The sequence below is a fragment of the bacterium genome (genome assembly GCA_024224155.1).
Classification (GTDB): Bacteria; Acidobacteriota; Thermoanaerobaculia; order Multivoradales; family JAHEKO01; genus CALZIK01.
This window is the reverse complement of the sequence record JAAENP010000154.1, coordinates 100,468-120,690: the sequence shown is the minus strand read 5'-3', so window position 1 is coordinate 120,690 and position 20,223 is coordinate 100,468. Positions and strand designations below refer to the sequence as shown.

Sequence of the window (20,223 nt, the reverse complement as noted above, 5' to 3'; positions counted from 1 at the left end):
TCGAGCTCCTTTGAGAATAAAACCCCTCATAGCAAATCGGAAAACATCTCTCTCAAGCTACCGACCATGGAGCGCACGGAGGATCCCCTGCGCCTCGATGCTCGAAGCTTGTTCATTTCGGTTGCCTGTCCGTAAAGCAGCAGCCCCGAAGCCGTCGTCCAGATCGGCGAGCTGATCACGTCCACCAGGCCACCGAGACCCTGTGGCAGTCCATAGCGAACGCCGGTATCGAAAATCTGCTCCGTCATTTCCAGCAGGCCGTCCAGCTGCGCGCCACCACCGGTCAGGACCACTCCGCCGCGAAGCTCGCCCTCCATTCCGGCGCGCATGAGATCGTCACGCACCAGCGTCAGAATCTCCTCGGCGCGAGGCTGAAGGATCTGACAGAGCTCGGCCTTGGGCACCACCCGTGGCGGACCGCCGGCGACGGCGGGCACCGAGATGCCCTGCTCCTCGCCCAGCATGCCGGCCAGACAGCAGCCGTAGCGAACCTTAATCTGCTCGGCCTCGGCGAACGGCGTGCGCAACACCATCGCCAGGTCGTTGGTGAAGTGCCCCGAGCCCACCGGCAGCACGCCGCTGTGCTGTACTTCGCCCTCCGAGAAGTAGGCGTACTCGGTCGTGCCCGAGCCGAGATCAAGAAGCAGGACGCCCAGCTCCCGCTCGTCGTGGGTCAGTGCGGCCTCGGCTGTGGCCAAGGGCTCGAACACCATCTCGATAGCCTCGATTCCGGCACGGTTGACGCAGGTAAGCAGCGTCTTCGAGCGCGTCGTGTTACAGGTGACCAGATGGACCGCCACTTCCAGTCGCGAGCCCATCATGCCCAAGGGATCGGCGATGCCGCCCTGCTCATCGACGATGAACTCCTGCGGAATGGCATGCAGGATCTCACGATCCGAGGGCAGCGCCGCTGCCTGAGCCGCCTCGAGCGAGCGCTCGATGTCCAGGCGATTGATCTCCTGGTTCTTCCTGGCCACCGAGACCATGCCGCGCGAGTTCACGCAACGGGTGTCGGTACCGGCCATTCCGACATAGGCGCGAGCGACTTCGACGCCGGCCATCACCTCGGCCTCCTCCGATGCCTTCTTCAGAGCCTCGACTGTGGCCTCGACGTTGACGACGTGACCCTTGCGAGTACCGCGATTGGGCGCGTACCCCTTGCCCACGACCTCCATGAAGCCATGCTCGTTGGCCTGGCCGATCAACACACCGACTTTCGATGAGCCGATGTCGATGACAACGGTGTGGGAACTTGGCTTAGGCATTTCGTTCGCCCTCTAGGTTGTGCGGCTTCGGCGCCGCCGGTTGACACACAATTCGTCCATGGAATCTCAAATCGACCGCTCCGATCGGAGACAGCCGCATCAGTTTCTTCTCGAGCTGCGGGGCGTATCGAACCAGCGATGCCAGTCCGTCGGCCAGGTTGAGCGATGACACGAAGATCGGAAACGGCAATCCAGCCGTGATCACCCGAAAGTCGGTCGATGTCAGCGCACTGATCTCGGACAGGCCGTCACCAAAGGGCAGCTTCTTGCGACGCCACGAGTCGAGAAGCTCCAGGCCGTTGGCGATCAACTCCGGATGATCCTCCGGAGCCGACATCAAGACGAAGTCGCCCGGATCGATGTTCGAATCATAGGGGCCTATGACCCGGCCGGCGGAATCCAGGTACACGAGATTCGCGCCGAGCGCCATCAGAGCGGCTGGTTGCTTCTCCAGAATCTCGACCTCCAGACGGTTCGGCGGGCGTCGCCGCAGCATGACCCCACGGACCCAGTTGTGTCCGGCGAGAACCGTCTCCACATCGCGGAGACCGACCCCGAACAGACGCCGGCCCTCGAGGGTCTCGAGCCGCTGCTCCGCCCAGGACACCGACACCCGGCCGGTGCTCGCGACCTCCACTTCCTTCACCGTGAACTGATCGGAGAGAAGGATCCAACCGACGAGGACACTCGGCAGTCCAACTATGGCGACCGCGGCCGAAAACGGTCTGACCAGCCGGAAGAGGAGCTTGCGCCGGCGGTGCGGCGCAACGAACTGGCGCCTCCGGAAACGCTCCCGCTCGGGCGCAGGCAGCGGCGGTTGCCTCGAGTGATCGCTCACGCCGACTCCTCCGCCTGCTCCTGTGCGCCTTCGGCAGCCAGTTCGGCGCCGAGTCGATAAATATCGCCGGCACCCATGGTGATGATCACGTCGCCCGGCTCGACGGCCGTGTCGAGCTGCGCTCTTGCTTCCACGAAACCCATCGAGTCATCGACCCGCTGATGGCCGGACCTCCTGGCGGCATCGCTGACCAGGAGGCTCGTAACCCCCTCGATGGGAGCCTCTCGAGATGGATAGATCTCGGTCACGATCGCGTGTTCGGCGGCCAACAGAGCCTGGCCGAAGGCTTCGGCCTGCTCGCGAGTGCGGCTGAAGAGGTGTGGCTGGAAGACGACGTGCAATCGCCTACCGGGAAAGGTGACGCGAGCGGCCTCGAGCGTCGCCGCCACCTCGGTCGGATGATGAGCGTAGTCGTCGACCACTTCCGCTCCGTGCCAGCTTCCGAGTCGCTCGAAACGCCGGTGGACGCCGGAGAACTTCTCCAACGCCGAGGCGATCTGGTCGAAGTTCAGGCCCACCGCCCGGCCAACCGCCACCGCGGCGAGCGCGTTCTGGGCGTTGTGTCTTCCTGGTAACGGAATCTCGATCGAGCCGAGCGGCCCTTCGGCGGCCGAGTGCACGCTGAACCGGCTGCCTCCGTCGATGACTTCCAGGTCGCGGGCCGACAATTCGGCATGTGGAGAAAAGCCGTAGGTCAGCGTTCGGCGGTCGCTCAATCTGGGCAGAACCCCGCGCACGTTGGGGTCGTCCAGGCAGACAATCAACTCGCCGAAGAATGGGACCTTGGAAGCGAAGCGGACGAACGCGTCACAGATGTCGTCGAGATCCCGATAGGTGTCGAGATGATCGGTGTCGATCGAGGTTACGACCGCCAGAATCGGCTGCAGCCTCAGGAAGCTGCGGTCGAACTCATCGGCCTCGGCGACCAGGTATTCACTGCGACCCAATCGTGCGCCGGTACCGGTAACTCGCAGCCGGCCGCCGACGATCACGGTCGGGTCCAGACCGGCCTCGGTCAAGAGGGTGCCGATCAGAGAGGTCGTGGTCGTCTTGCCATGGGTACCCGCCACCGCGATGCCGTACTTGAGACGCATGAGCTCGGCCAGCATCTCCGCGCGACGCACGATCGTGAGCCCTCGTTCCCTTGCCCCACGTACCTCGACATTCGTCTCGTCCACCGCCGAGGAGACGACCACCAGGTCGACCGACTCGAGATGGGCGGGTGAGTGACCAATCTCCACCTTGACTCCGAGGCTTCGCAGCCTGGCCGTCGCCTCGCTCTCGTGGAGATCACAACCGGTAACCGTGAGGTCGTAGTCGGAAAGGACTTCCGCGATACCGCTCATGCCGGCGCCGCCGATGCCGACGAAGTGGACGTTCGAGAGATCGGCGAACCGGCGAAACATCAGGCGACTTCCTCTTCCAGGACATCGGCGATCCGTGCCGCCGAGTCGGCGTGTGCCAGCGACCTGGCCGCCGTTGCCATCGCCTCCAAATGCGATCGATCACTCAGCAGTCGCGCGATCGCGTCGCCCAGCTTGGTCGATGTGACCTCGGCATCTGCCAGAGTCACGGCCGCCCCGGCGCTTTCCATCTGCTCGGCATTGAACCTCTGGTGCCCGGCGCCGGCAGCGGTCAGTGGAATCAGAATCGCCGGCCGGCCGGCCGCGGCGAGCTCGGCGGAAGCCAGCGCGCCGGCCCTCGAAATCACCAGATGAGCTGTCGCCATGGCCGCGGCCATGTCGTCAATGAACGGAACGATCTCGAGGTTCGGACCGGGCGCCAATCCGAGCTCCGCGTAGGCGGCCTCGACCGAAGCGCTGTGAGCGCGCCCCGTCTGGTGAGTGATGCCGAGCCTCGAGAAGCCATCGTCCGACGAAAGGCGCCGGACGACGGACGGAATCAGGCGATTGATCTGCAGCGCGCCCTGACTGCCGCCCAGGATCAGCAAGCGCGGGTCTCCGGCCGGCAAGGCGCCGATCTCGTGAAAACTCCTACGCACCGGAATCCCGCTGACATGGGCCTTGCACCTCAGCTGCCCGGCGGTCTCCTCATGCGCCACGAAAGCCGCCACGCACCATCTGGACGCAAGCCGATTGGCGGCCCCGGCCCTGGCGTTGGGCTCCAGCAGAAACGCGCGCCGACCGGCCAAACGGGCACCGAGGACCGCCGGCGTCGAGACATAGCCCCCGGTCCCCAGAACCACGTCGGCACCCACTCTTCGTACCAGCGCTCGCCCGCGCAGGCTCGAGCTCACCAAGGTACCGACCGCGCCGATCTTCGCCGCAAGCCCCTTCCCGACCCACGGTTTGGCCTCGAGGGCATGGAACGACAGGCCGGCCTCACGCACCAGGTTCTCTTCCATGCCCTGCTGGCGACCGACCCAACTCACCGTGTCACCTCGCTCCGCGGGCTCGGCTGCGATCGCCAGCGCCGGAAACACATGGCCGCCGGTTCCACCACCCGCCATGAGGACATGGATCGATTGCCGGTGACTCTCGCGACCTTCATCATGCATGCTGGGAAACGTTCAGAATCACTCCGCAGGCGGCCAGGCTCACGACCAGCGAAGAGCCACCGTAGGAAACAAAGGGCAGGTTGATGCCGGTCGCCGGAAGCAGTGCGAGCGCGACGCTGATGTGAACCGCGGCCTGGATCGAAAGCGCACCCGTGAGACCCCAGGCCAGATACCGGCCCAGCGCGTCCGGCGCTCGCCGACCCGCCCGCGCGCCGCGCCAGAGAAGCGCCCCAAACAGCGTCAGCAGAACGAGACCGCCGAGTAGTCCGAGCTCTTCGGCGACGATCGAGAAGACGAAATCCGAATGCGGATAAGGCAGGAAATGGAGCTTTTGAATCCCCTGTCCGAGACCGAGTCCGAATACTCCGCCCGAGCCAACGGCGATCAAGGACTGCAGGGCCTGAAAACCCGAGCCCAGGGGATCGGCTGCCGGATCCAGGAAGGCAAGCCAACGCGCCCGCCGGTAGGGCTCGAAGTAGATTGCCGCCGCCACCAGGGGACCGACGAGCGCACCGGCCGCGAGGATCCGCCATAGCGGCAGCCCGGCCAGAAAGAACATCAGCGCGGTCGTCGCGATCAACATGGCCGCGGTTCCCAGATCACGGCCCAGGAGCACGAGCACCACCAAGGCCCCCGCCGTCAGAATCGCCGGCACGACGAATCTCCGGTTCTCGCGCAGCGTGTCGGTCTTCGCCAGCTGATACGCCAGCAGGAGCACCAGCACGAACTTGGCCAGTTCCGACGGTTGAAACGACATCCCGGCGACCATCAGCCAGCGATTGGTGTTGTTGAGTGCCGGCGACACCAAGGCCAGTACCAGCAACCCCACCGTGGCGCCGAACAGGCTCCAGACGACGGTCTTGCGCCCGAACAGCTGATAGTCGAAATGCATCAGAAGCCACATGGCGACAATGCCGATAGCCGCCGCGAACACCTGTTTCATCATCAGCGCGCTCTCGGAGCCCTGAAAATTCTTGGCCGTGGCAGCGCTCGCCGAATAGACGGCGGTCAAGCCAAAACCCACCAGCACCAGCACGGTGGTAAAGAGAACGGCATCAAAGGCCAGCTTCTTAGCCATTCGAGCCTCCTCCGATCGGATCTTCATCGGCCGGATCTCCTTCGGCCGACCGCGCCGAGACCAAAGCACAGACGAGCTGGTGGAAGTGGTCGCCGCGCGCCGCGAAGTTCGAGTACTGATCGAAGCTCGTACAGGCCGGCGACAGAAGAACGGTTTCGCCTCGCACGGCCTCTTCGGCCGCGCGCCGCACCGCCGATTCGAGATCGCCGGCGTCTTCCAGCGGCGTCGAGCCCTCGAGCTCCGTTCGAAGCTCGGCCGCGGTCTCTCCGATCAAGTAGGCACGAGCCGCCTTCTCGCTCACCGGCTGACGCAACGGCCCGAAACTCTCGCCCTTGCCTCGACCGCCGAGAATCAGATGTACGGTGCCCTCCGGCATGGCTTCGAGCGACTTGAGCACCGCGGCCACATTGGTGCCCTTCGAATCGTCGATCCAGTGAACGCCGTCGATGAGCGCAACGGTCTCCATTCGATGAGGGAGTCCTTCGAATCGAGCCAGCGCGGCGCTGAAACCGCCCGGAGCGGCCCCCATCGAGCGAGCCAGAAGCGCGGCCGCCATCGCATTCTCGAGGTTGTGCGCTCCCAGCTGTCCCACGTCCGAGCTACGAAACAGCTCGCGCGCACCGGTTTCGGGATCGACTTCCACCACGAGATCTCCGTCGAGATAGCAGCCGTCTTCGACCTTCTCGTGGCGCGAGAAATAGCGCTTGCGTGCGTGGGTACCAACCCGACGCACCAAGGGATCGTCCGCGTTGAGAACCGCGAAGTCGTTCTCTTGCTGGCGCGCGAACAGGTTCGCCTTGACCGCGAGATAGCTTTCCAAGGTACCGTGTCGATCCAGATGATCCGGTGACACGTTGAGCAGAGCCGCCGCCTTGGGCCGAAACCTGGAGACCGTCTCGAGCTGAAAGCTAGACAGCTCGACGACGAAAACTCGGTCCGGTGCCCCATCGACTACCGACACCAGGGGAACTCCGATATTGCCGCAGACCTCCGCAGCAATTCCGGAAGCCTCGAGCAGCGCTCCGGTCATGGCTGTGGTCGTACTCTTGCCGTTGCTGCCCGTGATGCCCACCACCCGGCCGTCCAGATGCGGAAAGGCGAGCTCGACCTCGGCCAGCACCGGGATGGCCCGCTTCCGGGCCTGTTTCAGGATCGGCCTGTCGAGTGGTATCCCCGGGCTGACCACCACCGCGTCGATTGCCGGCGGCAGCCGGCTCGGCTCCTCACCCAAGACCAGCTCGACATCCGCGCCAGCGGCGCCCGCGGCGAGGGCGCCAAGCTCCAGATCCTCGGCGTAACGCCGGTCGACACCCACCACTCCGATGCCGCGATCGCGGAGAAATTCCGCGGCTGCCGCCCCGGAGGCGCCGAGGCCATACACCAGAACCCGCTGCCAGGTTCGCTGTTCTTGGTCCTGCTTCATCTCAACTTCAACGTCGACAGTCCAATCAACGAAAAGAGAAACGCGAGAATCCAGAAGCGCACGATGATCTTGGGCTCCGACCAGCCACTCAGCTCGAAGTGGTGGTGGATCGGCGCCATGCGCAGCACCCTCTTGCCGGTGAGCTTGAAAGATGTCACCTGCAGGATGACCGACAGGGCCTCCATCACGAACAGTCCGCCGACCAGAACCAGGACAATCTCCTGCTTGGAGAGCACGGCCACGGTTCCAATCGCGCCGCCCAACGCCAGCGAGCCCACGTCGCCCATGAAGACCTCGGCCGGATGGGCGTTGAACCACAGGAACCCGATGCTTGCCCCGACCAGAGCGCTGCAAAACACCGCCACCTCGCCCACACCGCGAACGAATGGAACCTGAAGATAGTCGGCGACCACCGCGTTCCCGGCAACGTAGGCGAAGATGCCGTAGGTCGCCGCGGCAATCAGCACCGCGCCGATCGCCAGGCCGTCGAGTCCGTCGGTCAGATTGACCGCGTTCGACGATCCGACCAGGAGCAGCGCAACGAAGGGCACGAAGAGCCAGCCGATGTTGAAGACCGCGTTCTTGAAGAACGGGAGCGCGATCGTCGAGGCCACTTCGAACTCCCCGGGCAGCGACAGCATGACGATCGCCGCGACCGCCCCGACCAGTGCTTGTAGGAGAAATTTGGTTGCCGCGCTCAGGCCGCGGCTGTGCCGACGGCGGATCTTGAGCCAATCATCGGCAAAGCCGATCAGCCCGAACGCGACCGTGACGGCCACCACCAGCCAGATCAAGGGGTCTCCGAGGTTCGCCCAGAGCAGAGTCGACACGAGAACCGCGAACAGAATCAGCAGTCCGCCCATGGTGGGGGTACCGGCCTTCGTGTGATGGCTTTCGGGCCCCTCTTCACGGATGCTCTGACCGATCGACCAACTCTGGAGCCGGCGTATGAACCAGGGGCCGAGGACGAGCGAGAGAATCACAGCCGTCACGATCGCACCGGCCGATCGAAACGTGATGTAGCGAAAAACGTTGAAAGCCGCGATGCGCTCGGCCAACGGAAACAGCAGGTGGTAAAGCACTACTCTTTCCCTCCCGAGAGCAGTCGATTCACCACGACATCGAGACCGATGCCCCGCGAGCCCTTGACCAGAACAACATCGCCGGGCTCGAGCTCCTTGAGGGCCGCGACCGCTGCTTCCTCGGCGTTCTCCATCCAGATCGCCGAGCCACCGGCCTCGCTTACGCCCTCGGCCAGCGCGCGCGCCTCTGCGCCCACCGCCAGAACCGGAGCAAAGCCAAGGCCTGCCGCCTCGCGGCCGAGCTGGCGGTGGAAGTCGGGCGATCCCCCACCGAGCTCGAGCATCGACCCGAGTACGGCCCAATAGCGTCTGCCCTCGAGGGCTCGAGCGCTAGCCAGCGACTGGGACAGCGCGTCGGGATTCGAGTTATAGCTGTCGTCTACCAGGTAGGCGCCCTCGGGCAGGCGATGAATCACGCCACGCATCGACCCGGGCTCGGCCTTCGAGGCGGCCTCAAGGATCTCCTCGACCCGCAGCCCGACGGTGTACGCACAGGCCGCCGCGGCCAGGAAGTTCTCGACGTTGTAACGCCCGTAGAGCGGCAGATCCGCCGAATGGCGATCGTTCCCGACACGGAAGACGAACCGGCTGCCGCCGCCTGCGAGCTCGACCACATCCTCAGCACGAAACTCGGCGTCCTGTTCGAGCCCGTACCAGACTTTCCGCCCCGGGTAGCGGGAGGCGATTCGAACCAGCTCCGGATCGTCGGCGTTCGCGATGACCGTGCCTTCGGCGGAAAGGCCCTCAAGAATCTCCGCCTTGGCTTCGGCAATACCCTGAAGACTCTCGAAGAATTCGAGGTGTACCGGCCGCACGTTGGTGTAGATGACGAAATCGGGACGGCCCAGCTCGGCAAGCTGACGCAGCTCGCCTGGAGTCGACATGCCCATTTCGGCCACCATCCACTCCGTCTGATCCGGGACGCCGAGAAGCGAGATCGGGAATCCGAGCAGATTGTTGAGGTTGCCCGGGTTGCGTGCCACCGTGAATCGTTTCTCCAGCATCTGTGCCAGGAGGTCCTTGGTCGTGGTCTTGCCCGTGGACCCGGTGATCGCGATCAGGCGCTCCGGCAGACGCTCGCGGACGTGGCGGGTGAGGGAATGAAGAGCCGCCAGGGAATCGTCGACCTTGATCAGCCCGCCGGCGACCGTCGGCGCCACCAACTCCTCGACCACGGCGCCCGCGGCGCCACGACTGAGCGAGTCATCCACGAACCGATGACCGTCCGTCTGCTCGCCGGAGAACGCAAAGAACAGCTCACCGCCTGTAATCCGGCGCGAGTCGAGCGCCGCACCCGTCCAGCGCGCGTCCGGATCGCCGTAGATCAACTGTCCACGCATGGCTTCGGCGGCTTCCCGCATCGTTCCGCTAGCCAAGTCGGGCCTCCAGCGCCATGATCAGCTCCTCGCGATCGGAGAACGGCCGGATCTCGTCGCCGATGATCTGACCTTCCTCGTGCCCCTTACCGGCAACCAGAACCAGCCAGTCTTCGTCGGCAATCGAGATCGCCCGAGCGATCGCTTCGCGACGATCCGGAATCACTCGGTACGAGTCGTTACCGCTCTGCTCGAGCCCCTCTTCAACCGCGGCAATGATCGCCAGAGGATCCTCGCGACGGGGATTGTCCGATGTCACGATCGGCAGGTCCGCAAGCTCGCCGGCGGCGCGACCCATGAGCACTCGTTTTCCCGGATCGCGATCGCCCCCACAACCGAAGACGCAGGCGATCTTGCGACCAGCCGCGATCTCGCGCAGCGAGCGCAAACTGGCGGCCAACGCCGCATCGGTGTGGGCAAAGTCGATGAATACCGGAAAGGGCTGACCGCGATCGACCGGCTCGAGACGGCCGGCCACCGGGCCGAGCCGCTCCAGACCCGCGATGACCGCCTCGGCGTCCAGCTCGAGGGCTTCTCCACAAGCCACCGCCGCGGAGAGATTGAGAAGGTTGAGGCGCCCGCGAAGCCGCGACGAGACCGAGAGCTCGCCTCGGGGCGTGCGCAACGTCGCACCGATTCCTTCAATCGACAGCGCCGCCTCGACCACGGAGACGTCGCCATCACGTTCGCCGAAGGTCGTAAGGCGTACACCGCGCGCTCCGAGGTCATCGGCGAGCCTGCGTCCGTAGGGGTCGTCCACATTCAACACCGCCCGACCTTCAGGCTTGAGCTGCTCGAAGAGTCGGCGCTTGGCGGCGAAGTACTCTTCGAAGCCACCGTGAAAATCAAAGTGATCGCGTGAGAGATTGGTAAAGGCGGCAACATCGAAACCCACGCCGGCGGCGCGATCCAGGACCAACGCGTGCGACGACACCTCCATCACAACCGCTTGGCCGCCGCGCTCGACGATGTCGTGCAGCAAGGGGAACAGGTCGGTGGCCTCGGGAGTCGTGCGGCCCGCTTCGATCGCGAGATCTTCGAATCGATGGCCCAGTGTTCCCACCGTACCCGTGGGGCGGCCCGCGGCTTCCAGCATCGAGGCGACCAGGGCAATCACCGTGGACTTGCCGTTGGTGCCGGTTACCCCAACCATCACCAGATCCCGATCCGGATGATCGTGCAGCCGAGCGGCCAGAAGCCCCATCGCCGCCCGCGGATCGCCGGCGCGTAGCCAGGGTCCGTCATAGTCTGCGGGGGGATCGCCCACCGAAAGCACTCCGGCGGCGCCTCTGGCCCGCGCCTGAGCCACAAAGGCTCGACCGTCGAAACGGTCCCCCACTAGGGCGACGAAGAGATCTCCGCTACGCACCCTGCGGGAGTCGTGAGTCACGCCTGTGACTTCGAAGTCCTGCTCCAGGGCTTCGATCGGCAAACCTCGAATCAGTTCTGACGCGCGCATCACCTCGTGCATGATCAAGAGCTCGCTCCGAGCCAGATCTCGATCTCTCCTCCAGCCTCGGTCAACGGCCGCCCGGCCTGCGGGGACTGCAGCTCGACAAAGCCACTGCCATGCAGCCTGGGCCTGAGACCGCTTTGAGCCAGCGTCTGAATCGCTTCCCGAGCGGTCAGCCCGCGGACATCGGGTATCTCGTCGCTTGCTGTCGTCGCGCCGGTTGGGGGCCGTACGGTGCGAGCCAGCAACGTGCCGGTTGCAGGCACCGGCGCACCGGTCTCGAGTGTCGGTTCAAAGTCCTCGGGAGCACCGGGAGCAACTCCCAAGTAGGGAAGAACGCGGGTCATGATGGCAGCGAACACCGGAGCCGCGACCTCGCCGCCGTAGAAGAGACCCCTAGGCTCGTCGAGCATCACCATCGCCACGACCTCCGGACGACGCGAAGGCACGAAGCCCAAGAAGCTCGCGACGTAGCGATCCGGGAGATAACCGACTCCCGGGAGCGCTTTTTGGGCGGTACCGGTCTTGCCGGCGACCCGATACCCGGGAACCGCTGCCTGCGCTCCGCCCCCCTCCTCGACCACTGCCTCGAGCAGACGGGTCAAGGACCGCAGGGTCGCGGCGCTCACCACGGGGCCGTCGGACTCGGCGCGCGCGGGCGCCTCCCGGCGACCGCCGCGATCGACGGTCGCGACAACGTGGGGCTCGACCAGGTAGCCACCGTTGGCCATCGCGCCAAAGGCTCGAATCAGCTGGACCGGTGTCGCCGAGATTCCCTGACCGATGGAGAGATAAGCGGCTTCGTACTTCGACCACTTCTCGACGCCGCGTACGATCCCCGAATTCTCACCCGGAAGATCGATATCGGTCGCCGAACCGAAACCAAAGCGGCGGGTGTCATCGAAGAATTCCGAACGCTCTAGCCGCAGGCCGGCCTTGATCGCCCCGACGTTGCTGGAACGCGCAATCACCTCACGAAACGTCAACTCCCCGAAGGGTTTATGATCCCGAATCCGGGTCGAGCCGATCGTGATCTCACCCTGCTCGCAGTCGATGACATCCATGGGGTCGATCAGGTTGCGTTCGAGAGCCGCGGCCGCGGTGATCGCCTTGAAGGTCGACCCCGGTTCGAATGCATCCTCCACGGCCGCGTTGCGCCATTGAGCTCGTTCGTAGTCGCCGAACCGATTGGGATTGAAAGCCGGCAGCGAGGCCATCGCGAGAATCGCCCCCGTGTGTGGCTGCATCAGGACCGCAACGCCGGCCCGCGCATGACTCTTTTCGAGGGCTCGAGCGAGCTCGTCCTCGACGATGTACTGAACCGTGGCGTCGATGGTCAAATGAAGATCGGCCCCGGGCGCGGCGTCGATGAAAGAGAAGCCCGGCGCCACGACCCGGTCGTTTAGAGCATCCTTCAGGAAACGGCGACGCATCGGCTCGCCCGAGACGACCGAATCGTAGGCCAATTCGAGGCCCGCCAGCCCCGAATGGTCCGTCCCCACGAACCCGAGTACCGGTCCCGCGAGCTCATCCAGGGGATAGAAGCGTTTGCTCTCCTCTACGAAACCAATGCCCTCGATGTCGAGCTTTCGAAGCGCTTCGGCGACGGGCGGATCGAGCTGTCGAGTCAACCACAGCCATGGTCGTTCATCGATCAGCCGCTCGAGCACGCCGGCCGGTGTCGAACCGAGTATGGGGGCGATCCGTTCGGCAGCGTCTTCGACATCGGCCAGCTTGTGCGGCAAAACGTAGGCCGAGTCGACCGCCATTGAAACCGCCAGCTTGCGGCCGCGGGCGTCGAAGATCGTGCCCCTCGGCGGCGCCAGGTCGACCATCTGGAGTTGCTGATCAAACGCCCGCCGTGCGTAGCTCTCGTGCTCGACAACCTGCAACTGGTAGAGCCGAGCCGAGATGCCCGCGGCCCACAGGGCCATCACGACCAAAAAGACCACGAGGCGGCCCTTCACCGTGCCACCTCGGCGAAGATCAGCTGTTCCGCCGCCGGTGGCGACATCCCGAGCTCGGCAATGGCACGCTCTTCGATTCGCTTGGGGCTCTCGAGAAACGACGCTTCGAGCCCAAGGCGTCGTTCAAGCTCCACCTGCTGTTCGACCCGCTTTTCGAGGTCATGGATGCGATAGCCGACCCGGAGCACCTCGACGTGAAGCCACACGTAGACCAGAGCACAGGCTCCGAGCGGCAGCAAGACGCTCGCCACCCAGAGAAGCTCTCGACGGCGTCGGCGATCACGCTCCCGAATGAGGTAGGTGTTGCTGACCGGCCGAACGACCGCATACGAACGCCTCACGAGTCGCCTACAACCTCCTCGCCGCCCGCAGCCGGGCAGACCTAGCCCGCGGATTGATCTCGATCTCCTCTACGGACGGACGCACCGGCTTCTTGGTGAGAACCTCGATGACCCTGGTCTCCGAGTGGGGCCGGCCGGTGATCTCGTCGATCTTGCCTCGAGCAAGCCGCCGCAACGAGTTCTTTACCAGGCGATCCTCCAGGCTGTGATATGAGATCACCACCAGTCGGCCCTCGGCCTCGACCAGCTTGATGACCTCGTCCAGTAGGGTTTCGAGTCTCGAGAGCTCTTTGTTGACCTCGATTCTGAGCGCCTGAAATACGCGGGTCGCGGGGTCCACCCGACCCTCCCTGCGGCCGCGACGGCCGGACCTGCCTCCGGCCTTGGCCCGGTAAACCACGCGCTTCAGGTCATCCGTCGTCTCGAGCGGCTTTCTGTCACGTTCCTCCGCCAGTGCCCTCGCGATCCGACGCGCCTGTCTCTCTTCACCATGCTGCCAAAGAATGTTCCGCAACTCTTCCTCCGAGTATGTGTTGACGACGTCAGCTGCCGTCGGACCTTCGTTTCCCATTCGCATGTCAAGGGGCCCGTTCCACCTGAAGCTGAATCCGCGCTCGGCGGAATCCAGCTGTAACGACGAGACCCCGAGATCCGCCAACACTCCTGCCGCGAGTCCTTCCTCGAGCTGCTCCAGAACGTCTGGAAGATCGGCGAAATCCGCCTGGACCAGTCGTAGCCGCGGTCCGAATCGCTCGAGACGCCGCCGCGCCACCCCCAGTGCTTGTGGATCGCGATCGACACCCAGAACACGAGCCTGGGCGCTTGCCTCGAGGATCGCTTCCGTGTGTCCTCCGAGACCCACGGTGCAATCGACAAACAAGCCCCCTCGCTCCGGTTGCAGAAAAGTGACGACTTCGCGAAGAAGGACCGGTTTGTGTTGCACGCAATTCGTTTCAATGAACCTCTGCTCGAGTGCGGCTAGATGCCGCGCTCGCTCAGGTATCCGAAATCCTCGTCAGTAAACGGCTGCTCGCGGAATCGCGCAAGCAGTCGCTCGTGGTTCCAGACCTCGAGGTGGTCCAACCGACCGGCCACGACCACCTCACCGGTCATGTCCGCGCTCTCGCGGAGAAGCTGAGGCACGACGACTCGGCCCTGGGAGTCGAGCTGCGACTGTTGGCCGAAGTAGGCAACTCGCTCCAGATAGCGTCTCTTGGTCCGATCGGTCGAAGGCAGACCGGCCAGGCGTTGCTCGAACTCTTCCCAAACGCCCAGCGGGTAGAGGTGCACCGAATCACCGACGACCGATGTCAGAAACAGTTCGCGGCCGTAGCGTTCTTCCAGGACTCGACGGAAGTTCGTCGGGACCTTTAGCCGTCCCTTATCGTCGATTTTTGCTGGCGCACTTCCCCGAAACATGAACAGGACACACCTTCCATGGAAACCTGGGCGACTTTACCATCAGACTCCACTCCTGTCCATTTTGCTCCACCTTTTTTGCAGACCGTAAACGGAGCGTAAATCACCGGCAGAGCGCTCCGAATCACGTTCGCGAATCGTCCGGCCTAGCCGTCCTGTGATTCGCTGCCGGGGCTCAGTCCGTCGCTCGCATCCAGGCTCTCGACCGCGCTCGGCTCGCTGCCGCTGACCTCGGCGCGAAAACCGGCCGCTTCGGGCGGAGGATGCGCGACGATGAAGGCCTGGTCTTCGAGCTCGCGCAGGTATTCGGCCTGCTGCTTCTCGATCCGGCGGGCCCGTTCGGCAACTTCGAGCTGCTCGCGGACTTCGGCGAACTCCCGCACCCGCGCTTCCCGGCGCTCGAGCACCTGCAGCAGATGCAAGCCGCCGCGCGCCGCCGTCGGCTCGGTGACGCCACCCGCCTCCACGCCTACGATCGCAGCTTCGAGCTGCTCGTCGAGATCACCGGCCTCGACCCAGCCCAGGTCGATCCACCCGGTGGTCGAGCCCGCGGCTTCCCTCTCTGCCAGAAGCTCGTCGACCTCGCCGCTAGCGATCGCTTCTCTCAGTTCCTTCGCCACGTCGGACAATGCCGCGGCATCGAGTCCCGACGACTCGAGAACGATCACCTCGCGCAGCAGAACGGCAGCGGTGGTGCGGAATTCGTCGGGATGAGCGCCGTAGTAGCGTCGAAGATCCTCTTCCTCGAAGCCTACCTCGGAATAGACTTCCAGGCCAAAGACCTCCCGGATTCTCAGACTGTTCTCGATCTGCTTGCGCAGGTCCTCCCGCGTGAGCCCGGACTGACGCAGGGCTTCTTCGAAGTCCTCGTCGGTCTCGATCCCGAAGCTCTGCTTGGTGTTCTCCAACGCCTCCTGTAGCTCGGACGGGCCGATCCGTACTTCGAGCTGATCCGCGCGCGACAGGAGGAGCATTTCCTGGAACAGATTGTTCATCGTGTCGGTTCCGACGCTGGCCAGTTGGCGCTGACGCTCTTCTTCCGACAGTTCCGAGCGCGCCAGGGACCGGACCCTCTCCTGCTTGAGTTTTTCGTAATCCAGGAGAGTCGCGATCCGATCGTTGACCCGAAGGACAATCCGGTTGACCTCCGCGACCGCGGGAACGGCCGCCAAGAGAATCGCGGCTGACAGGATCACCGAAGCACTCTTCGAGAGTCTTTTTCTAGCCATATTTCCCCTGGTACTGGAACGGAAGGTTCCGCGCGTAGAGACGCACATTGTAGCGCCTGACCGCTCGTTCGAGGAGATCGCGCACGGCTTGACCCCGCTTTTGCTCCTTCAACTCCTCGATGATGTACGGAACCGCTTGATCGAGCGGCGTCTGAGTCTCCGGGTAGCGCTCCGAAATCTGAAAAACATGAAAGCCGTAATCCGCCGCGATGATCTCGCTGATCTCGTCCGGAGACAGGCCGAAGATCTGATTGGCGATCTCGGGTGGCAGGTCCTCACGACTCAAAACGCCTTGATCACCCCCCACCTCGGCTCGCGGTCCCTGGGAGAGTCTACGCGCTACGTCTTCGAAAGGCACCCCTTCGGCCAGCTCTCGCGCCGCCCGCTCCGCCGTGGCTCGATCCTCGACCAGGATTTGACGCAGTCGCACACTCTCGGGCCGGCGGAACCGATCCGGGTTCGCTCGGTAGAAGGCCTCCACTTCGCCGCGGTCAATGGCACCGCTAGAGCCGGAAACCAGCCGAGCGACTGCCGCGCTGGGTCGCCTCGCTTCGATCCCCTCGTCGGCCGCCAGCCGGGTCAGAAGCAGCTCCTCGAGGAACTGATCGAACAGGCTCGACAGAACCTCGCTGCCGAGCGAAGGCGCATCTACAATCGCGTTTGCCGCCAAGTACGCCTCGAACTCGACATAGGGCACGGCCTGCCCACCGAGCTCCGCGGCAACGTTGGCCGCCGGCGCGCCCCGGCCGCAGGCCAGAGTCATGAGCGCGGCAAACACAGACAGGGTGGTGGCGATTGTCTGCCTCAACTGGCGGAAAGCTCCTCCAGGACCTCGTGGGCCCTTGCGACCAACCGTTCGTCGGGTACGCCGGCCCAAGTTAACACTCCGCTCGGACTGAATGAGAGCTGGTCGCGCTCACCGACGAAACGGATGAGATCGTCGGCCGCGATCCGGGTATCGTGCCGGAAACGGATCTTGAGCGCGCCGGATCCGCCGGTGATCGATTGCACGCGCAGCTCCTCGGCCGATCGCCTGAGGGCCGACACCTCGAGCAGGCGGTAGACAGCTTTCGGAGGCTCACCGTAGCGATCGCGTAGTTCGGCGATCAGATCCTCGGACGCCCCCTCCCCGGCGGCTATCTGGCGATAGAGCTCCAGCCTGAGATTCTGCTCGGCGACATAGTCCTCGGGCACAACCAACTCGAACGGCAACTCGATGGCCGTCGAGATCGACTCGGCGATCTCCTCTCCCTGGAGCTCACGTACGGTTTCATCGAGCATCTTGAGATAGGTTTCGAGCCCCACAGCCGAGATGTGTCCGCTCTGCTCGGCCCCCAGAAGATCTCCCGCGCCTCGAATCTCCAGGTCGCGAGCCGCGACCCGGAACCCGGCACCCAGCTCGGTGAACTCACGGATCGCCTCCAGGCGCTTGCGAGAGAGCTCCGTCAGGGCTTGTCGCGGTGGCGTCAGTAAATAGCAGAAAGCCAGCCTGCGGCTTCGGCCCACCCGGCCGCGCAGCTGGTAGAGCTGCGCCAGGCCGAAGCGGTCGGCCCTGTGCACCAGAATCGTGTTGACGTTGGGGATATCGATGCCGTTCTCGATGATGGTGCTGGCGAGCAGAAGATCGTGTTCGCCGGCCTTGAACGCATGCATTCGCTCGGCCAACGCCTTCTCGGCAAGCTGGCCATGTCCGATGATGATCCGGGCCCGCGGACAGATCTCTCGCAACTGTTCCGCCATCTCTTCGATGCTCTCGACCCGGTTGTAGACATAGTAGATCTGGCCGTTCCGATCGAGCTCGTACTCGACCGCCTCGCGCACCAGCTCCTGTCCGAAAGGCACAATGGCCGTCTCCACCGACATTCGGTCTCTGGGCGGCGTTTCGATGGTCGAGAGATCACGCACTCCGGCCAGGGAGAGCTGCAGGGTGCGCGGCACCGGGGTCGCGGTCATCGCCAAGACATGCACGTTCTTCTTGAGTTTGCGCAGGCGCTCCTTCTGTGCGACCCCAAAGCGCTGCTCCTCGTCGATGATCAGGAGCCCCAGCTTCGAGAACTCGAGATCCCTGCTGAGCAGGCGATGGGTCCCGATCAGTATGTCTATCTTGCCCTGCCCCAGACGCTCGCGGACCTGAGTGACTTCCATCGGCGTGCGAAACCGCGACACCATGTCGACTTCGACCGGAAAACCCGCAAAGCGTTTGCGAAACGTCTCCAGATGCTGGTCCGCAAGGATCGTGGTGGGCGCCAGAACCGCGACCTGGAAGCCTCCGTCGACCGCCTTGAAGGCCGCTCGCATCGCGACCTCGGTCTTGCCGAAGCCCACGTCGCCGCACAGAAGTCGATCCATCGGACGCGGGTCCTCGAGGTCTCTCTTGACCGCGGTGATCGCCTGGAGCTGGTCGTCCGTGGGTTCGTAGTCGAAGGCCGCATCGAACTGTCTCTGGAGATCCGAGTCCGGGGGCATCGCCGGCGCCTCGGCGAGCTGGCGCTCGGCGTAGAGCTTGAGTAGATCTCCCGCCATTTGGCGCATGCCCGCCTTGACGCGCTCCTTTTTGCGAACCCAGGACGTTCCACCCAGCCGATCGAGTCTTGGGGCCACACCGTCAAACCCGAGATAGCGCTGGATGCGGTCGAGCCCGGACGGCGGCAGCAGCAGTGTGCGGCCGCCCGAGTATTGAATCTCGAGTGCCTCGACGCCGCCCGGAGCTGCTCCCCGCGAAGGTGACCGCAGCGTCTCGGGTATGTGCGAATCATCGTCGTCGCGCAGGCCCAGGCTCCGCAAGCCGACGAACTGACCGATGCCGTGATCCTCGTGAACGATGAAGTCACCGAGCTTCAAATCCCGGAGTCCCGAGAAGAAGACCGAGCCCCCTCGTCGGCGCCGGCGTGGCGCGACCGGGCGAAACAGCTGGTCCTCGGAGAAGAGTGCGACACTCGCAGCCGGCAGCCGAAATCCGCGGCTTAGCTCGCCGGCGGCGAGACGAACACCATCCCATCCGAGAGCGAGCCCATAGCTCTCGCAGAAAGCCTCCAGACGCCCTCGATGCTCGCTCGGAGCGGCGATCACGACGCTCTCCCCGCGCGCGAGCGCTCCAACCACCTCGTTTGGAAAGCGCTGGAGCTGGTTGTGAAAGAGATCGGTCGAGCCGCCGCCGAAGTCCACCGCCCCGGCTTCGGAAACACTGTTCGAGATCGTAAGCGTCGCAGCTTCCACCAGGGCCTCGACCGTCGCCTTCGGGTGCAGAAGAAGATCTTCGGCCAATGCCAGCTCGTTTGCGAGGTGCCTCTGCCTGCGATCCAACGCCAGCCGATCGGCGTAGGAGCTCACCTCCGCTTCGACATCGCCGGGCTCGAAGGCACATATCAACGGCTCGTCTTCCAGCCAATCGAGCACCGTTGTGGCTTCGCCCTCCAGTGCCGGTAGAAGCTCTTGCCAACCGGGAAATGGCACGCCCCCGAGCAGGCCCTCGACGCGGGCCTCTTCCTCGGCACTCAGGTGAGTCGCCTCCTCGAGAAGAACGGCGCCGAGCTCGGCCATTCGGTCCGCGCCGGCTTCAAAGAGAGTCAGAGGCAAGAGCCTGGTGCTCGCGATCACTTCGCGCGACCTCTGATCTCCCGGATCGAAGGAGCGTAGCGACTCGATCTGGTCGCCGAAGAAGTCAAAGCGAACGGGGAGATCGAGTCCCGGAGGAAAGCAGTCGACGATGCCTCCGCGAACGGCAAAGGCGCCGACCTCTTCGACCAGGTCGAGCCGCTCGAATCCCAGGTCGATAAGACCATCTACCAAAGCTTCGAGCTCCATCCGCTGACCACGCTTGACCGTGAGGGTCCGGCCCGCCAGAGCATTTCGCGACGGCAGCTTGCGAAACAGGCCCGCCGGCGTCGTGATCAGGATTCTGACATCGCTTCGCGCCAGGCGGTCGAGAGTCACGACCTCGCGCACAGCGATCGACATCGGCACGGCCGCCGACTGATAGGGCGTCAGAGATGGCGGCGAGAAAAAGGCTGCGGTGGTTCCAAAGAACTCCGCCGCGGCTCGCCAGGCCAGGGCCGTCGACTCGCGCGGCGCGATCACGAGGCCCGCTCGCCCTCTCTCTTCGGTCAGCAGACCGTGAATCCAGGCCGCGGCTTCCACCGGCAGCCCGCTCGCGCCGCCGAGTTCTCGGCTCAACCGACGATACGGATCCGACGCCCGAAGCCGCTCGTTGTGAATGCCCCAGTCGTCCATCATG

At 64.4% G+C, this 20,223-nt stretch carries 16 protein-coding genes; all 16 read right to left on the bottom strand.

The features are described 5' to 3' along the window. Nucleotides 1-26: 26 nt before the first annotated feature. The 16 genes from ftsA to mfd all read right to left on the bottom strand — a co-directional run bounded on the left by ftsA (nt 27) and on the right by mfd (nt 20,222). Nucleotides 27-1,265 carry a cell division protein FtsA gene (gene ftsA, locus GY769_09460; GenBank protein MCP4202149.1) on the bottom strand — a complete coding sequence of 413 codons (1,239 nt, stop codon included), beginning with the start codon at nt 1,263-1,265 and terminating at the stop codon, nt 27-29. Next, complete coding sequence (locus GY769_09455; protein ID MCP4202148.1) at nt 1,258-2,103, bottom strand: FtsQ-type POTRA domain-containing protein; 846 nt, start codon at nt 2,101-2,103, stop codon at nt 1,258-1,260. Before GY769_09455 ends, ftsA begins: the two co-directional genes overlap by 8 nt. Then, nucleotides 2,100-3,509, bottom strand: a complete 1,410-nt coding sequence (locus GY769_09450; protein MCP4202147.1) for a UDP-N-acetylmuramate--L-alanine ligase — start codon at nt 3,507-3,509, stop codon at nt 2,100-2,102. The genes GY769_09455 and GY769_09450 overlap by 4 nt, the downstream gene beginning before the upstream one ends. Further along, complete coding sequence (gene murG / locus GY769_09445; protein ID MCP4202146.1) at nt 3,509-4,621, bottom strand: undecaprenyldiphospho-muramoylpentapeptide beta-N-acetylglucosaminyltransferase; 1,113 nt, start codon at nt 4,619-4,621, stop codon at nt 3,509-3,511. The genes GY769_09450 and murG overlap by 1 nt, the downstream gene beginning before the upstream one ends. Further along, on the bottom strand, nt 4,614-5,726 hold the full coding sequence (locus GY769_09440) for a cell division protein FtsW (protein ID MCP4202145.1): 1,113 nt from the start codon (nt 5,724-5,726) through the stop codon (nt 4,614-4,616). The genes murG and GY769_09440 overlap by 8 nt, the downstream gene beginning before the upstream one ends. Next, nucleotides 5,692-7,122 carry a UDP-N-acetylmuramoyl-L-alanine--D-glutamate ligase gene (murD, locus tag GY769_09435; GenBank protein ID MCP4202144.1) on the bottom strand — a complete coding sequence of 477 codons (1,431 nt, stop codon included), beginning with the start codon at nt 7,120-7,122 and terminating at the stop codon, nt 5,692-5,694. The genes GY769_09440 and murD overlap by 35 nt, the downstream gene beginning before the upstream one ends. Beyond that, nucleotides 7,119-8,204 carry a phospho-N-acetylmuramoyl-pentapeptide-transferase gene (locus tag GY769_09430; GenBank protein MCP4202143.1) on the bottom strand — a complete coding sequence of 362 codons (1,086 nt, stop codon included), beginning with the start codon at nt 8,202-8,204 and terminating at the stop codon, nt 7,119-7,121. Before GY769_09430 ends, murD begins: the two co-directional genes overlap by 4 nt. Further along, nucleotides 8,204-9,580, bottom strand: a complete 1,377-nt coding sequence (locus GY769_09425; protein MCP4202142.1) for a UDP-N-acetylmuramoyl-tripeptide--D-alanyl-D-alanine ligase — start codon at nt 9,578-9,580, stop codon at nt 8,204-8,206. Before GY769_09425 ends, GY769_09430 begins: the two co-directional genes overlap by 1 nt. Continuing rightward, nucleotides 9,573-11,039, bottom strand: a complete 1,467-nt coding sequence (locus tag GY769_09420; GenBank protein MCP4202141.1) for a UDP-N-acetylmuramoyl-L-alanyl-D-glutamate--2,6-diaminopimelate ligase — start codon at nt 11,037-11,039, stop codon at nt 9,573-9,575. The genes GY769_09425 and GY769_09420 overlap by 8 nt, the downstream gene beginning before the upstream one ends. A 14-nt stretch (nt 11,040-11,053) precedes the next feature. Then, complete coding sequence (locus GY769_09415; GenBank protein ID MCP4202140.1) at nt 11,054-13,000, bottom strand: PASTA domain-containing protein; 1,947 nt, start codon at nt 12,998-13,000, stop codon at nt 11,054-11,056. Beyond that, nucleotides 12,997-13,341: a cell division protein FtsL gene (locus GY769_09410; protein ID MCP4202139.1), complete on the bottom strand. Its 345-nt coding sequence runs from the start codon at nt 13,339-13,341 to the stop codon at nt 12,997-12,999. Before GY769_09410 ends, GY769_09415 begins: the two co-directional genes overlap by 4 nt. A gap of 7 nt (nt 13,342-13,348) precedes the next feature. Beyond that, a complete protein-coding gene (gene rsmH, locus GY769_09405; GenBank protein ID MCP4202138.1) occupies nt 13,349-14,299 on the bottom strand; it encodes a 16S rRNA (cytosine(1402)-N(4))-methyltransferase RsmH in 951 nt (316 codons plus the stop codon). Nucleotides 14,300-14,319: 20 nt separating this feature from the next. Continuing rightward, nucleotides 14,320-14,760 carry a division/cell wall cluster transcriptional repressor MraZ gene (locus GY769_09400; GenBank protein MCP4202137.1) on the bottom strand — a complete coding sequence of 147 codons (441 nt, stop codon included), beginning with the start codon at nt 14,758-14,760 and terminating at the stop codon, nt 14,320-14,322. A gap of 146 nt (nt 14,761-14,906) precedes the next feature. Further along, entirely contained in the window at nt 14,907-15,989 is a 1,083-nt protein-coding gene (locus GY769_09395) for a hypothetical protein (GenBank protein ID MCP4202136.1), read from the bottom strand. After that, nucleotides 15,982-16,797: a peptidyl-prolyl cis-trans isomerase gene (locus GY769_09390; protein ID MCP4202135.1), complete on the bottom strand. Its 816-nt coding sequence runs from the start codon at nt 16,795-16,797 to the stop codon at nt 15,982-15,984. The genes GY769_09395 and GY769_09390 overlap by 8 nt, the downstream gene beginning before the upstream one ends. Continuing rightward, the gene (gene mfd / locus GY769_09385; protein ID MCP4202134.1) at nt 16,794-20,222 is read right to left on the bottom strand and encodes a transcription-repair coupling factor; all 3,429 of its coding nucleotides are present in this window, start codon (nt 20,220-20,222) and stop codon (nt 16,794-16,796) included. Before mfd ends, GY769_09390 begins: the two co-directional genes overlap by 4 nt. Nucleotide 20,223 lies beyond the last annotated feature (1 nt).